The organism is Klebsiella sp. MISC125, assembly GCF_051131775.1.
Lineage (GTDB): Bacteria > Pseudomonadota > Gammaproteobacteria > Enterobacterales > Enterobacteriaceae > Klebsiella.
Window position 1 is genome coordinate 2,730,439 of sequence record NZ_CP180448.1, and the last position, 14,050, is coordinate 2,744,488.

The 14,050-nt window shown below is 50.3% G+C and carries 15 protein-coding genes; 8 read left to right on the forward strand and 7 right to left on the reverse strand.

Annotated features, from left to right (window positions below; translation table 11 throughout):
* The first annotated feature begins 244 nt into the window (after positions 1-244).
* The 5 genes from ACMYSL_RS12925 to ACMYSL_RS12945 all read left to right on the forward strand — a co-directional run bounded on the left by ACMYSL_RS12925 (position 245) and on the right by ACMYSL_RS12945 (position 5,058).
* Positions 245-1,000, forward strand: coding sequence for a MurR/RpiR family transcriptional regulator (locus ACMYSL_RS12925; protein ID WP_182239239.1), 756 nt, complete (start codon positions 245-247; stop codon positions 998-1,000).
* Positions 997-2,319, forward strand: a complete 1,323-nt coding sequence (locus tag ACMYSL_RS12930; protein ID WP_434663326.1) for a 6-phospho-beta-glucosidase — start codon at positions 997-999, stop codon at positions 2,317-2,319. Before ACMYSL_RS12925 ends, ACMYSL_RS12930 begins: the two co-directional genes overlap by 4 nt.
* A gap of 16 nt (positions 2,320-2,335) precedes the next feature.
* The gene (locus ACMYSL_RS12935; RefSeq protein ID WP_434663328.1) at positions 2,336-3,025 is read left to right on the forward strand and encodes a 6-phosphogluconolactonase; all 690 of its coding nucleotides are present in this window, start codon (positions 2,336-2,338) and stop codon (positions 3,023-3,025) included.
* Between the two features lie 36 nt (positions 3,026-3,061).
* Positions 3,062-4,330 carry a PTS sugar transporter subunit IIC gene (locus ACMYSL_RS12940; protein ID WP_434664060.1) on the forward strand — a complete coding sequence of 423 codons (1,269 nt, stop codon included), beginning with the start codon at positions 3,062-3,064 and terminating at the stop codon, positions 4,328-4,330.
* 215 nt (positions 4,331-4,545) lie between these two features.
* The gene (locus ACMYSL_RS12945; RefSeq protein ID WP_182239230.1) at positions 4,546-5,058 is read left to right on the forward strand and encodes a DUF1543 domain-containing protein; all 513 of its coding nucleotides are present in this window, start codon (positions 4,546-4,548) and stop codon (positions 5,056-5,058) included.
* 3 nt (positions 5,059-5,061) lie between these two features.
* Here ACMYSL_RS12945 and ACMYSL_RS12950 read toward each other — a convergent pair whose 3' ends face one another.
* Genes ACMYSL_RS12950 through ACMYSL_RS12960 form a run of 3 tightly spaced genes read right to left on the reverse strand, consistent with a single transcriptional unit; the run spans position 5,062 to position 6,510 of the window.
* Positions 5,062-5,448, reverse strand: coding sequence for a GFA family protein (locus ACMYSL_RS12950; protein ID WP_434664061.1), 387 nt, complete (start codon positions 5,446-5,448; stop codon positions 5,062-5,064).
* Positions 5,449-5,457: 9 nt separating this feature from the next.
* Positions 5,458-6,096: a CatA-like O-acetyltransferase, family 1 gene (locus tag ACMYSL_RS12955; protein ID WP_434663330.1), complete on the reverse strand. Its 639-nt coding sequence runs from the start codon at positions 6,094-6,096 to the stop codon at positions 5,458-5,460.
* Positions 6,097-6,126: 30 nt separating this feature from the next.
* Positions 6,127-6,510 (reverse strand): VOC family protein, encoded by a 384-nt coding sequence (locus ACMYSL_RS12960; RefSeq protein WP_181485985.1) that lies wholly within the window; start codon positions 6,508-6,510, stop codon positions 6,127-6,129.
* Positions 6,511-6,601: 91 nt separating this feature from the next.
* On the opposite strand from ACMYSL_RS12960, the gene ACMYSL_RS12965 reads away from it, so the two are divergent.
* Positions 6,602-7,372 (forward strand): DeoR/GlpR family DNA-binding transcription regulator, encoded by a 771-nt coding sequence (locus tag ACMYSL_RS12965; protein ID WP_434663332.1) that lies wholly within the window; start codon positions 6,602-6,604, stop codon positions 7,370-7,372.
* Positions 7,373-7,417: 45 nt separating this feature from the next.
* Here the strand turns inward: ACMYSL_RS12965 and ACMYSL_RS12970 are convergent, their stop codons facing one another.
* Positions 7,418-8,047: a LysE family translocator gene (locus ACMYSL_RS12970; protein WP_434663335.1), complete on the reverse strand. Its 630-nt coding sequence runs from the start codon at positions 8,045-8,047 to the stop codon at positions 7,418-7,420.
* Between the two features lie 235 nt (positions 8,048-8,282).
* Between ACMYSL_RS12970 and ACMYSL_RS12975 the strand changes: the two genes are divergently transcribed.
* Positions 8,283-8,918, forward strand: coding sequence for a carbonic anhydrase (locus ACMYSL_RS12975; protein ID WP_110273955.1), 636 nt, complete (start codon positions 8,283-8,285; stop codon positions 8,916-8,918).
* Between the two features lie 131 nt (positions 8,919-9,049).
* Here the strand turns inward: ACMYSL_RS12975 and ACMYSL_RS12980 are convergent, their stop codons facing one another.
* On the reverse strand, positions 9,050-9,934 hold the full coding sequence (locus ACMYSL_RS12980; RefSeq protein ID WP_182239222.1) for an SDR family oxidoreductase: 885 nt from the start codon (positions 9,932-9,934) through the stop codon (positions 9,050-9,052).
* A gap of 407 nt (positions 9,935-10,341) precedes the next feature.
* On the opposite strand from ACMYSL_RS12980, the gene ACMYSL_RS12985 reads away from it, so the two are divergent.
* Positions 10,342-10,491: a hypothetical protein gene (locus tag ACMYSL_RS12985; RefSeq protein WP_182239220.1), complete on the forward strand. Its 150-nt coding sequence runs from the start codon at positions 10,342-10,344 to the stop codon at positions 10,489-10,491.
* A 193-nt stretch (positions 10,492-10,684) separates the two neighbouring features.
* Here the strand turns inward: ACMYSL_RS12985 and ACMYSL_RS12990 are convergent, their stop codons facing one another.
* On the reverse strand, positions 10,685-12,295 hold the full coding sequence (locus ACMYSL_RS12990; protein ID WP_182239217.1) for an FAD-NAD(P)-binding protein: 1,611 nt from the start codon (positions 12,293-12,295) through the stop codon (positions 10,685-10,687).
* A 133-nt stretch (positions 12,296-12,428) separates the two neighbouring features.
* Complete coding sequence (locus ACMYSL_RS12995; protein WP_304259603.1) at positions 12,429-14,000, reverse strand: carbohydrate porin; 1,572 nt, start codon at positions 13,998-14,000, stop codon at positions 12,429-12,431.
* Positions 14,001-14,050 lie beyond the last annotated feature (50 nt).

Consider the following 14,050-nt stretch of genomic DNA (forward strand, 5'->3'; position numbering starts at 1 on the left):
AGAATCCGCAAACGTTAACCCGTTTGCGGATTTTTTGTGCTTGTTGCACAGGCTACTGAACGCAATTTCAGCGATCTCCCTGCCTGTAAAACGGTGACAGGAAAAGTCTTCTTAAGGAAATTTATAACCTGGATCACGGAAATTAATTTCTAAAACATAAAATCTATTTCCGACATTAACTTGTTAAGATTTTTTTCGAAAGCCAATGCTGTGCACGCTCAGCATTTACGTAGAGGTACACCTCATGCGCAAAGATTTAACCAGCAATGAGCTTAGAATTTACAAATTCTGTCAGGAGAACCCCGCAGACGTTTATGAAATGCGAATTCATGAGCTGGCGGAGCGCGTATATACCACCGCGCCGTCAATTTCAAAACTGGTGAAAAAATTAGGCTTCAACAACTATCAGGAGTTTAAGGTTGATATTCGTGATGCTTTCTCGATGTCCAATAGCTCCCAGCAGCATCATGCATTTGTTAGTCAGTATATGCAGGAAGTACAGGATGCCTTAACCCGGGTCTCAGAGAAAAAAGTACAAGCATTTTGTGATTTTTTATGCGGCTGCAATACGATTATTACCTGGGGATACGGGACGTCGGACAGCGTTGCCCGCTACGTCAGCTATAACCTGATGGTGCTCGGTTTTAATATTCTTAACGAAACGGATTATACCAATTGCAACGTGCGTAGCCGCTTTCTTACCCCTGACGACTGCGTGTTAATTGTGTCAAATAGCGGTGAGTCGGAGATGTTAGACGAGATAATGTCTAACGCCAGAAAACATGGGGTCAAGGTAGCGGCGATCACCAGTCGGCAAAATTCTACGCTAGCTCGTCAGGCCGATGCCGTATTGATCTATAAAAACGCGATTATAAAAGACAGCGTATTTGAAAATATTAGCTACCCGATTCAGGTAGCGATCGTCGATATCATGCTTTTCCATTTATCAAACGTCAGGAAAGTGTCGCTAAAATTCAATTCTAAGGTAGAAGACTCATGAAAAAAGTTAAGCTGGTGGTGATTGGGGCAGGGAGTAGCTATACGCCGGAATTGATTGAAGGGGTGATAAAAAATCATGCGCAACTCCCTATTTCGCATATTGACTTCGTTGATGTGGAGATGGGGAAAGAGAAAATGAATATCATTTTCCAACTGACCCAACGGATGCTGGCGAAAGTCGGTTTAGCGATTGAAGTCACCCAGACATTCGATCGTAAAGCGGCGCTGCTAGGCGCTGATTTCGTCATTACGCAACTACGCGTAGGGGGCATCGACGCCAGAATCATTGATGAAGCGCTACCGAAGTCATACGGTTTCATTGGTCAGGAAACGAACGGCGCGGGCGGTATGTTTAAAGCCTTGCGCACCATCCCGGTGATCATTGAGATTGCTAACGAGATGAAGGAAATCTGCCCTGACGCCTGGCTGATTAACTTCACCAATCCTGCCTCAATGGTCACGGAAGCCGTCCTGAAATACAGTAACAATCATCGGGTTATCGGGCTGTGTAATGGCCCTATCAATATGACGCATAAAGTCGCCGAGCTGCTGAACGTCAATGTGGATGATCTATACGTTGAGTTTAAAGGTTCCAATCACATGAACTTTATCACCAAAATTCTTCATAAAGGCGAAGAGTGCATTGATAAAGTGATTGATATTATGAACGCTTCTGATGTTGACGAACTTGGCTTCAAAAACGTGAATAACGAGCAGTTTAATCACGAGTTGTTATCCGCCACTAATCTTATTCCCTCTTCATATTTGAAGTATTACATCAAAACGGAAGAGCTGCTTGCTGAGCAGAATGCGGCTGAACTGTCGCGTGGAGAAGTGGTTAAAAATATTGAAACTGAACTGTTTAAAAAATACAGTGACGAATCCTTGCAGGAGAAACCTAAAGAGCTGGAGGCCAGAGGTGGGGCGCTCTATTCCACTGCCGCATTAAATGTCATTCGGGCTATTTATCTGGATGATAAAAGCATCCAGGCGGTCAACGTGCGTAATAATGGCGCCATCACCAATTTACCGTTCGATGCGGTGGTTGAAGTGAATTGCGTGCTGACCCGCAACGGACCAATACCGATTTGTACCGGCGAAATTCCTTCGCCAGCCAAAGGGATTGTTTCAATGATGAAAGATTATGAGGCTCAGGTGGTTAAGGCCGCGGCGACTGGCGATTACTCCACACTCATATCTGCGTTTGTATTTAACCCCTTATGCTCAAGCGATAACCGCGGCATTGAATTAGTCAAAGAGATGCTGCTGGCCAATAAAAAGTATTTACCGCTGTTCGCCAAAAAAATTGAATCACTTTAATCGCGGGAGCTTTCTGATGAAAACAACAACCTTTAGCAATAACCCTGCGCTTGCCGCGCAGGTAGTTAGCGAGTTAGCCGAGCTTAAGCCGAATTCACGTATCTTGATTCCGTCAGGAAGTACGCCGTGTTGGATATATGATGCCCTGGCAGCAACCACTATTGCCAAAGACCATACTTTTTTTGCTCTCGACGAGTGGGTCAACGTCCCAAGCGATCTGGACGGTAGTTGTCTGAGCATGATTAACGCGGATTTTGTACATAAGTGCCAGCATCCGGTGAAGTTGGTGCATTTCGATCCTTTTGCCGCGATGGAACAGAATATCGCCATGTATAACGCGGCTCTGGAGGAGCAGGAATTTGATTATGTCATTCTGGGTGTGGGAATGAACGGGCACATTGGCTTGAACGAACCCGGCGTGACGTTTGATGCAGACTATCTGCAGACCGAACTGGATGACATCACCATTAAGGTCGCCAGTAGCAAATATTTTTCTGGCGATGTGACCCTGACCGAAGGCATCACCGTGGGCCTGAATAAGATCGTTAAAGCTAAAAAAGTGATTGTGATTATTAACAACGAAAACAAAAAAGGCGTCTATCAGGATATTGTCAATGGTGATGCACTCAATACCAATATACCCGCCGTTTATATTAAAAAATTCCCTCAGGTTCATTACTATATTACAAAAGATCTGCAAGGATAACTGCCTATGAGCATAACCTCTTTACTCGAACAAAGGATGTTGCCATTAGCTGAGAAAATATCGTCAAACATCTATTTGTCGGCACTAAAAAGTGCATTCATTGCTCTGATACCTTTTTTGATTGTCGGTTCCTTTTTTCTTTTACTGACCAATTTCCCTGTCCCGGGTTATAGCGAATTTATGACTTCGCTATTAGGGAAGGGGACGTTAGATAAACTCAATTACGGTATTAATGCCAGCTATGGATTGATGACGCTATTAGTGATTGTGACGTTTTCAAAAGAACTGGTTGAAAAGCTCAAGCTGAGCCAAAGCACCGCTATTTTGCCAATCGCTATCTTTTTCTTAATGTCGCCAGGGAGTATTACCATCGATTCAGGTGAAATTGTTTCAGCTGCGTATGCGCTGGTCGATTTTAGCTCTGAGTCGATGTTTTTAGGGATTATCGTCACGGTGGTCACCATCAAGATGATCGAGTTTCTTGAAAACAGAACTTTTACTATTAAGATGCCCGCGAGCGTACCGTCTGAAATTGCTAAGTCGTTTAAATCGCTGGTGCCTATTCTGATTGTTCTGCTGTTCTGGATAATCGTCAAGGTGCTGTTTGAAGCTACGCATTTTGGCACGCCGGGCAAATTTATCAGCGTGATGCTGCAAGAACCGCTGTTATATCTGGGCAACTCGATTTTTTCACAATTGATTGCCGAGATGTTGATTAGCCTGTTTTGGTTCTTTGGGATTCATGGTGATTCGATTGTGACCTCGGTGATGGGGCCGATTTGGCAAACGCTCAGCGCACAAAATCTGGCGCAGACGCAGGGGGGATTAGCGGCCACCAATATCATCACTCAGCAGTTCAGAGATGTATATTTAATTGCTGGCGGGACGGGGTTTACCGGCGCATTGCTGATCGCTATTTGGCTGGTTGCCAAAAGTACGCGATTAAAGCAGCTGTCGAAACTTGCGGCTCCGGCAGCGATATTTAACATCAATGAACCGATTATTTTCGGTTTGCCGATAGTACTGAATCCGCTGATGCTGATTCCGTTCCTGGTCACGCCGATTGTCCTTTGTACGCTGACGTATATTGTTATCGCGATAGGTTGGGTGCCGCCGACTTCCGGTATTTCTATTCCCTGGACTACGCCAATATTTATTTCCGGCTTTCTGACTACCGGTATTTCAGGCGTAGTGTTACAAGCGGTTAATCTGGTTATCGCCACTGCTATCTATTTACCGTTCATCAAGGTGCTGGATAAACAATACCTTCACGAAGAGAGCCAGTGTGAAGAGGCGCAGGTTTAAATTATAAATCCCGGCTCAGGCAATGCTGAGCCGGGGAGCGGGCTGAACCGCACAGCACAGACCTTCTATTAGCGTTTTATTCACCATATTGTCCCTTATGAGGCACTAAGTTACTTTTTACTTCTCCCCTGAAACCAGTGATACAAGTAGGATACGCGTAGAAAACGCTATATAGTATTGTACATAACGAAGGTGAATGGCCCAGGGAGCGTAATGTGAACTTGTTTATGTTTTATGTTGGCGGCAATGCAGGGAAATCGAATATTGAAGTGCATGATATTCAGTTTGTGGTGGCAGAGACGCCGGAGGCGGCCTGGCCTGCGTTACGTCAGGCGTGGTTTGGTGATGCGGATAAAATTCATGTTGATGGCTACAGCCGTATTAGCTGGGCTGATGGTTATGACGTGACGCTGGCAAAAGAACCGTCATCCAGTGATGTGAAGTTATTTTTTGTGAATGCTGGTGGCTATCGCCCGGACACGCTGGCGGAGTTACATGAATTCGATCTTTTTGTCGCACATGATGTGAAAGACGCGAAGCACAAAGCGTTGCAAAAGCTGCTTTGTGGTGTCGATCAGCAGCATAAAGACAATCTTAAAGAAGTGGATGATTGCCTACTGTTGGAAAAGGTTGGCGACTGGTATCTCCATCTCACGCCCAACGCCAAAGGTGTGGCTCCGAAACCAGAATGGCAGGGCTACCAGCCGATTGGCCTGGTAGCCGGTTAATCATTATTCGGCATCAGGGCATATCTGCCGCCACCATGACGGCTTCATGTCCTCAAATGAGTGGAACTCAGGGGCAAAGGTTTTATCATCAGGCTGGTCGAACGCGCCGGTCAGCAGGGCGATAACCGGGCCGTCATCAATGGCCCCCAGTGAACTGCCGCAACGCGGGCAAAAGGCGCGGCAGGTGTTCTGTGACGAGCGCCATGTTGCTGGCGCGCCGCCATCGCCGGTCCAGTTGACGTCTTTGGCTGTGAACTCCAGCCACACTGCCGTCTGAGCACCGGTATGTTTCTGACACATATCGCAAGAACAGCTGTGCGGGCTGACTGGGTTAACGGCGCTGAAGCGAATATAGCCGCACAGGCAGCCGCCGGTTAGCGTTTTGCTCATCATATCCCTCTATTGTGGCTGCCACAGCGTGTCGGGTTCAGCAAAGCCTTCTTCTACTCGTGCGAAGAAGCGGCTGGCGTGCAGGCCGTCGACAAAAGCATGATTAAACTTGCCTGCTACCGGGATGATGCCGTTTTTTAGCTTACCCCAGGTGAGGGCGGGAACCGCCGCGCCAACATAGTATTCAGCGTGGGTAATCGCGCTGAAATGCAGCCACGGCAGGCAGCTGGCGCAGAAAAAGTTCTCGCCTTTGACAATGAGCGGAGCCGGAGCGGTGTGTTTGGCGGCATTAATGCTCGGGGTCGCTGCCCGGCTGAAGGTGCTAAAATCGGCGGCGTTGTCGCACCATACCTGGCGGAACCCTTCCTGAGCAGTCATCACCGGCGTCATCACCGCCAGTTCATCATATTCGATAATATCGTCGCCCAGCAGGCGCTGTTTAAGCTGTGGTACCCCGTTTGCCGCGCGAACCAGCGCGTAGAGTGCCAGTTGGAAGAAAGAGACGTCGCGGTCTTTTGCGCACTCGTATAACCGCTGTGCTTCTAAGGGCACGCAGAGGTTAAAACTGGGATTGGCAAAACCGCGATAAAAATCAAAATGATCTTTTCGCGGCCAGCTTTGTTTATCGATCACGCGATAGTTGGCCACGGGCATCTCCTTTTTAGCATTTGTCCCACACTATGCGACGATTTCAATCAGGTTGCCATCAGGGTCTTTGATAACCGCTTCGTAATAACCGTCGCCGGTAGTACGCGGAGCAGAGACCAGGATACCTTGCGCTTCGGCGCGTTTAGCCAGCGCATCGACTCTCTGCGCGCCGTCAACGCTTATCGCCAGATGAACCCAACCGGTGTGGTTATTATCCGGTTTCAGCTCGCTCAGACCCGGTTTGGTCATCAGTTCAATGGCTATATCATCACCGATTTTGACAAAGTAAGATTCAAACCCGAGGTTAGTCTGGCTGCAATACTTTTCATTTATTTCGCCTTCAAAAAACGACACCCAAAAACGGGCCTGTTGCTCAAGCTGGCGGGTCCATAGGGCGATATGGGCAATTTTCATTTCAAACCTCTTCACACGGTGTGTTGACAGTCAGGGACAGAATGCACGATCATGCACTTTGTTGCTCGATAAAGATTTACCAGGAGTTATTGTGCTCGATTATGCTGCTTTCCCTAAACAACGACAAGCGTTGATTTGCCAGATCCTGCAAGAAAACGGTAGGGTGGTTTGCGCTGAGCTGGCCAGCCGCCTGAGCGTATCAGAACACACAATTCGCCGTGATTTACATGAACTTAGCAAAGAGGGTTTTTGCAAGAAGGTTTACGGTGGGGCGGTTATGACTCTGCCTGAGTCGGGTGACTACAGCGAGCGCAAGGATAAGAATACGGCGATAAAAAGCAGGATCGCGCAGAAGTGCGCAAGGCTGGTTAAGCCCGGCGGCTGCATTTTTATCGACACCGGCACCACTAATCTGGCGATGGCGGAGGCGCTGCCTGTTGAGCTGGCGCTAACGGTAGTGACCAATTCTCCGGAGATCGCCGCGGTGCTGCTCAAGAAACCGCTGTATGACGTGGTGATGCTGGGCGGCCAGATCCAACGGGCTACCGGCGGCTGCGTGGGGGCATCCGCCGTGGCGCAGGTCCAGGGGATGTTGTTTGATCAGGGCTTTATCGGCGGCTGCGCTATGGCTCCGGAGTCTGGTCTCACGGGATTTGATTTTCCCGACTGTGAGTTTAAAAAAGCGGTTATTAAGCAGTGCAGCGAAATCATCGTGGGCCTGACTTCGGATAAGATCCCCGCGGTGGCGCGCTTTGTGGTGGTCGAAAGCGGCGACATTGATGTGCTGGTGGTGGAAGAGAATGTCAGTCGTGAATATAGCGATGCGTTCCGCGAGCACGATATTCGTATTTACACCGTTTAAGCGGGAAGCGCTAGCCCGAGCGGCGAGTGCGCTCGGGCCATGAGGTTATTTCGACAGCGAAGCCGCTATCAGGCGCAATCCCAGCGCACCCAATACCGTGGCGGTGACGATATCGATTTTGTGCTTCAGACGCAGATAGACGCTGCGCGGCCGGGCGGAAGAGAGCACCAGAGCCACCAGTGAATACCAGCTGACATCAATCAGAAAGCTCATCAGCGGTACGATATAGTAAAAGGCTACCGGGATGTGCTCTGGCAGCAGGGCGGTAAAAATAGAGGCGAAGACCAGCGCCGTTTTCGGGTTGCTGAGCTGGGTATAAAGACCGTCGCGGAAGGTTTTCAACAGCGACTGTTCTGCAGCCATGCCCCCGGCGGCGAAGTCCATCGGCTGCGCTGCGCCGCGATAGATTTTATAGCCTAACCACAACAGATACAGGCCACCGGCAACCTTCAGGCCGATAAACATCTCTGGTACCGCCGTCAAAAACTTCTGTAAACCCATCATTGCCATAATCGAAAAGATAGCTGCGCCGGTACCGGTCCCCAGCGCGGTGACCAGGCCATGAAGGCGTGAACGGGCCACCGCATTGCGGGCGACGTAAATAAAGCTCGGTCCCGGGCTTATCACGCCCACGATAAGGACCGCGGCAATGGCCATCAGGCTGGATAAAAACATAAACGCTCCCGATTAATGTTTAGTGCCGAAGTCATCAATGACCTTCGCTCATAATTGTTTTCTAGTGAAAAAATAAACAATCTTTGCCGCAATGTCACCACGCTTTGTATCGGCAATTTGAGTGCGTTCTTAAGGCCATTTTCGAATAACGATTCCCATTCTGCTCTTCAGTGATACACTGGCTAAATGTGATCTTTGTCATATCGTCATTAAAACAGAGAAAAGAGACACTGCTATGCAACATATCATTGAGGGCTTCCTCAACTTCCAAAAAGAGATCTTCCCGCAACGTAAAGAGCTCTTCCGCAGCCTGGCGTCCAGCCAGAATCCCAAAGCGCTGTTCATCTCCTGTTCGGATAGCCGCCTGGTGCCGGAGCTGGTGACTCAGCAGGATCCGGGACAGCTGTTTGTTATTCGAAATGCCGGTAATATCGTTCCCTCTTTCGGACCGGAGCCGGGTGGGGTTTCCGCCACTATCGAGTACGCTGTCGTCGCCCTGGGCGTGACCGATATTGTAATTTGCGGCCACTCCAACTGCGGAGCGATGAAAGCGATCGCGACCTGTCAGTGTCTGGATACGATGCCCGCAGTTTCCCATTGGTTGCATTATTCCGATGCGGCCAAAGCGGTGGTTGATAAAAAGACCTGGGCGAATGAGACCGATAAGGTGAATGGGATGGTGCAGGAAAACGTCATCGCCCAGTTGAATAATATCAAAACCCATCCGTCGGTCGCCGTTGGCCTGCGCGACAATACCCTGCGTCTGCACGGCTGGTTCTACGATATTGAAAGCGGTGATATTCGTGCGCTGGATAAAAACAGCAAAAACTTCGTTTCGCTGTCGGAAAATCCGGACGTTTTCTTCGAGTAAATCTCTCTTTTCAGGGCACGGAGGCCCTGTGAGTCACGCCTTCCTGTTCGGTATCCCTTGCCTGTCAAACTTCATTTTTTCTGCGTATCCATAACGGAGCGCTGCTTCGTGAGCGCTCCATTGCATCCGGCTTATAGCACGCCGTCGCCGCCGTCCGAGCACCAGACCTGGCCGGAAGTGAAGGAACAGGCGTCAGAGGCGAGGGTGACGTACAACGGGGCAATCTCCACCGGCTGGCCAGGGCGACCCAGAGGGGTATCGGCACCAAACTGGCGCACCTTCTCATCAGGCTGCCCGCCGCTGGATTGCAGCACCGTCCAGTAAGGACCGGGCGCAACGGCATTGACCCGAATCCCTTTCGGACCCAGCTGCTTAGCGAGAGATTTGGTAAATGCCACCAGGCTGGCTTTAGTTTGCGCATAATCCAGCAGAATGGGGCTTGGCTTAAAGGCCTGCACTGATGAGGTATTAATAATGGCGCTGTGTTTTTTAAGGTGACGCAGGGCTGCTTTGGTTATCCAGAAGGCCGCATAGACGTTGGTTTTAAAGGTGGCGTCAAAATCCTCAGTTGAGAGATCTTCCAGCGATTCACAATACTGCTGGCGTCCGGCGTTATTGACCAGAATATCCAGCCCACCGAGTTCGCTGGCGGCTTGCTCCACCAGGGCTTCACAGAAAGATTCGCTGCGAATATCACCAGGAATGGGCACGGCTTTGCGTCCTTCAGCCTGGATCAGGGCGATGACGGTTTCAGCGTCAGATTCTTCCTCCGGCAGGTAGTTTATCGCGACATCCGCGCCTTCTCGGGCAAAGGCGATAGCCACCGCCCGGCCAATCCCGGAATCACCGCCGGTAATTAGCGCTCGTTTACCCGCCAGGCGTTCGGATCCGACATAGCTCAATTCGCCGTGGTCCGGCGCTGGTTTCATCTCTTCGGCTAAACCCGGCGGCGATTGTGGCTGCTCAATAAAGGGGGGACGGGGATACTTCGCGGTATTTTTAGCGTCGTCGCTCATACTGACCTCCTCGTGGTAAAGGGTTAAGGATAGGCCCTCAGGCAGCGCATAAAACTCAAGTGGTGAATAAATGAACGCTTTCATTTTGTTAATTCACTGAATGATTGACGGTAATTCACTGATTGCCGGGAAATTTTTTTGAATTGTGACGGCGCAGAGGTGTTGTGAATTTTAGGACTATTCTATCGAAGCTGCATGGAATATTCAGGTCGGGTTTTATCAGGGGTTGGATATATTTAAGCCGCTAAGAGTGAAATGAATAATATTATTCTCGGACGATTCGCGAATTATTGCAGTTGTGAAAATAGATATTAGCGATCAGACTTTATGAGACAAACTGAATATTAATCGGGGGACTGCGGGAAATAAAAGTGGTCCCGAGGCGATAGCGCATACAGGAGAAACCTATGTCTGTTCACAATCCAGCCGATCCCGATAAGCAGGGGCGGCATCCGGCGAAAGAAGACCCGCGCGAGCAGGGGGAAATCCCACGCAAAAGAGACGACAGCGAAGATCATAAAAAAGATCCTTATCATCCCCGGCCTGAAAAGCGCTAATCCGCCGAGGCTGATGAACTCACTTGTTTGAGATAGTGTGCCTATTGTTGTCAGGTGGCTGCCCCTCGCCCGGCCTGTAAAGCACAAATATCAGCAGGTTTGATTTGTGTTTTACAAGCCTGGTGCCAGTTGTTTCCGGGTTGCTACCTCTATTACCCTAACCAAAAGCCGCCGTCCTCCGACGGCGGATAAATTAAAGGTCAATCAACGGCAAACGCCTGCGTGAGCGGCTCGCCGGTTGCGATATTGCTTTTGCTATCGCCGTGCCGATTTCTGCACAGGCGGTGATGCCCTGGACAAACGGCTGGTCATGCATCAACCAGGGGATTGCGCCAAACGCAATGCGCCCACGCACCTCAGCCGGTTCCTGCAAGGTGTAGTCGTCCCCGACGTCGGGAATATCATCGCCGGTCGCCAGTAATTGCTTTCTTAAATGTGGAAAGGGGAGATCGGTAGTTTTGAGAGGTTTCTGCCCCCGCGCATCGATAAACACATCATAGATATAGCGGTTATCGTGGCTAATAATCTGCGTTTTATCTTGCTCAACTGATAACTCATAATCCGCCCCCAGAGCGAGAATGCTGATGATGCCGGCTTCGCGCAGCGCCAGTAGCCGGCGAATAGACTCGGAGGGAATGGCGGCGTAACAGTCAATAAACACCCGGGCGAGGCCCCGGCTGAAGCGCTCGCGGTCCCGATCGTTGAGATGCGGAACCATCTCCTGAACGGCTTCGTGTAGCCGCAAAATAACGTAGCGCCAGGGCACGGTATAACGCTCTCGCTTATGACGTTCAACTTCGTCGAGATTCGCCCGCGCCCAGTGAAATGGATTGCGCTGCTGGCGTTTTTGAAACCACGCCTCGCTGAAGCTGTCGGCGTCCAGCGCGTTAAGGGCGATGTTCTCGCTCCAGCACGGGTCGGCCAGTTTGATTTCCTGCGCCATCAACTGAAATACCCGGTCGAGTAAGCCGTCGGCACCCGCTGCGATCTCTTTTTCGATCGCACTTTCGCTGACGATATGCAGTGGCTCCCAGGGAATAGGGCAGTAAAAATCGGCTTCGGGCAGAATGCCGGAGCGGGACATCAACACAATATTGAGCGCCTTGCTGTCATCATCCAGCCTGAAGGTCAGCGCTCCATCGTCCGAATCAGTAAATCTGCCATGCTGAACGACGACGGCCATTGCTGCATCAATCCCGCTGAGCGAGGTGCCCATAATCCCCACCCGACAGGGCGGAATGTTGGCTTCCATCAGGCCAGACCACGGGCTGGGAAAATAAGTTCGGGTCGACTCCTCTTGCGCAGGCCACACGTGGCCGGTGGCGATTACTGCGAGACTGAAAACGTCTGCTGTTTGCTCGCCTTCGGCCCACAGCCTGACGCCTTGCGCGGTGGCCTGCAGGTCGGTGACAGCGCAGGATTCATGAACCTGCACCCGAAAGCCTCGTTCTTTAGCTTGCGCAACCAGCCCAATAAACTGGTCGCGAAAGTATTCGCCTAGCAGGATACGCGGCAAAAATTGACGATCATGCAAAGCGTCATAATCTACGCCATAGCGCGCAAGGTGCGCCTTGTCCTGGGCTTTTAGCCACTCGATGTAGGTGCACAGAATAGGCGGGATCTCAATGCTGGCGATATTCGCCAGCATCATGCGTGAGTTTTCTTCATCACTGTAGGGCATGCCCACGCCCGCTTCATGGGCTTGCTCATAAATCGATACGTCCAGCGGTTCGTGGTGTTTAAGGAGTGCAAACAGGGTATAAATTCCGGTAGGCCCCGCGCCGATGATGGCAATTTTTTTCATCTGGAATGACCCGCTGTTGTGTTGATGTTACATAGATTCGCTGTCCTTACGCAGATTTAGTGTGGTCGAAAATGGTGATAGAGGCCAATTCAGAGACTCCTCTTCCGAAGTTTAGTCAGAAGAGGAGCCGATTTTAGAACCACGTTTCGAGCTGAGCGCCGAAGAAGAGCGTCCCGGCGCCATGGTAGCCAGCGCTGCCGAAGGTATCGGTGGAAGAGTAATTATCCAGCGATTTATCCCAGGTCATCCATGTCGCAAAGAAGCGAATTTCCGGGCGTTCAAAAAAGTCCGTCACGTTCTGCATTTTAAAGGTCGGGGCAAAGGTGAGCTTGTAATAACTGCCGCTGGCGGCTTTATTGCCGTTAAAGCCTTTCGGATCGATATCCATATATTGATAGCTGGTCTCATATTGCAGCGCGAAGTTTTGGTTAATTTGCTGGATCACTCTGGCATTAAGCGTCACCCAGTCGTAATGGTCGGAATCGATATAGCGATTATTACTGCTCTGAGCGACGACCAGGGGCGCGAGGCTCAGGCTATCGGTGAGCGAAGTAATGCCGTAAGAGGCAAATTTCACCGTCCAGGCCGGGTCAATCAGGTAGCCGTCGGAACCCGGCCCGCGCACTTCCGCACCTAGCGCGCGGCCATAAAGCAGCACCGTTTTAGTCAGGCCGGGGCGCAGGCCATAGAAACTGTCGCCATGATAAGCCAGCATGGTGTTAAAGCCACGCGAGGCGGCTTTATCTGTGGCCAGTCCGTCGTTAATCCGCTTATCGTTATCCTGCGAGTAAAGACCGTTGACCATCCACTGCCAGTTATCCAGGCGGTTATTGAGCGAGAAGGTATAATTCTGAATATAGGTGTTATCAGCCCCGGTCATGTTGTTATATTCAACGTTCTCCATCGTATCAATATCATTGAAGTTACGTCCGTAAACCGCCAGGTTGGTCTTAATATCGCCCCAGAAGTTCACATCATAAATTCCGGCCCCGGTACCGATTAAATTCATCATGTCGGAGTCGAGCCAGTGAATATCGAAATTATCCCGGTCTTCACGTTTCCCGGCCCATAGCGTGGCATTTTTGAATGCGCCGCTGAACGAGGGCATGTCGCTCATTTCCACAAACGCCTGACGCACGTTCATCTGACCATTAAATGAACTGTCGGTATTATAGGTTTTATCCCATTCGGCAATTTTCATGTAATAACGCAGCTGGCTATTATTGTCATATTTACGCCGATAGTTGATGTCAGCAGTGACGTAGGTGTCGGATTCGTTGCCAAGGCGACCAACGCTTCCCCCGGTGCTTCCCGCTGGCGTCAGAGAAGGGCCGACGGTGCTGGTGGTACCTTTGCTGGTCAATATCCCCGTTCTCGCATAGCCGCCAAATGTTATTTCCGAGCGATCGTCTTTTTTTTCTGTGCTAGCGGCTGACTGACTTTTGATTAACGCAAGGTCTGCATCGGTTTTTTGTTCAACGGCTTGCAATCGCCCTTCTGCGCGAGCGGCATTTTGCTCGGCTCTGGCGGCTCTTTTTTCCGCATTATCAATTTTTCTGCTGGCATCTTGTAATTGTATTCGCGACTGCTTTAATTCCGCCTCAAGCTTTTCCAGTCGGGCGTTAATTTCACTTAAGGTTGTATCCGTCGCAAGGGCAGGCGCTGGCAAAGCCAGTGCACAGAGCGTAAGCATATAGGCTTTCATTATTAATACCTGTACAGGAGGAAGCGGTGCTCTGAACACAGGGGGGCAGA

Coding starts and splice junctions, on each gene's coding strand:
- ACMYSL_RS12925 (WP_182239239.1), top strand. CDS start 245: ATGCGCAAAGATTTAACCAGCAATGAGCTTAGAATTTACAAATTCTGT.
- ACMYSL_RS12930 (WP_434663326.1), top strand. CDS start 997: ATGAAAAAAGTTAAGCTGGTGGTGATTGGGGCAGGGAGTAGCTATACG.
- ACMYSL_RS12935 (WP_434663328.1), top strand. CDS start 2,336: ATGAAAACAACAACCTTTAGCAATAACCCTGCGCTTGCCGCGCAGGTA.
- ACMYSL_RS12940 (WP_434664060.1), top strand. CDS start 3,062: ATGTTGCCATTAGCTGAGAAAATATCGTCAAACATCTATTTGTCGGCA.
- ACMYSL_RS12950 (WP_434664061.1), bottom strand. CDS start 5,448: ATGAGCAAAACGCTAACCGGCGGCTGCCTGTGCGGCTATATTCGCTTC.
- ACMYSL_RS12960 (WP_181485985.1), bottom strand. CDS start 6,510: ATGAAAATTGCCCATATCGCCCTATGGACCCGCCAGCTTGAGCAACAG.
- ACMYSL_RS12970 (WP_434663335.1), bottom strand. CDS start 8,047: ATGTTTTTATCCAGCCTGATGGCCATTGCCGCGGTCCTTATCGTGGGC.
- ACMYSL_RS12975 (WP_110273955.1), top strand. CDS start 8,283: ATGCAACATATCATTGAGGGCTTCCTCAACTTCCAAAAAGAGATCTTC.
- ACMYSL_RS12980 (WP_182239222.1), bottom strand. CDS start 9,934: ATGAGCGACGACGCTAAAAATACCGCGAAGTATCCCCGTCCCCCCTTT.
- ACMYSL_RS12985 (WP_182239220.1), top strand. CDS start 10,342: ATGTCTGTTCACAATCCAGCCGATCCCGATAAGCAGGGGCGGCATCCG.
- ACMYSL_RS12990 (WP_182239217.1), bottom strand. CDS start 12,295: ATGAAAAAAATTGCCATCATCGGCGCGGGGCCTACCGGAATTTATACC.
- ACMYSL_RS12995 (WP_304259603.1), bottom strand. CDS start 14,000: ATGAAAGCCTATATGCTTACGCTCTGTGCACTGGCTTTGCCAGCGCCT.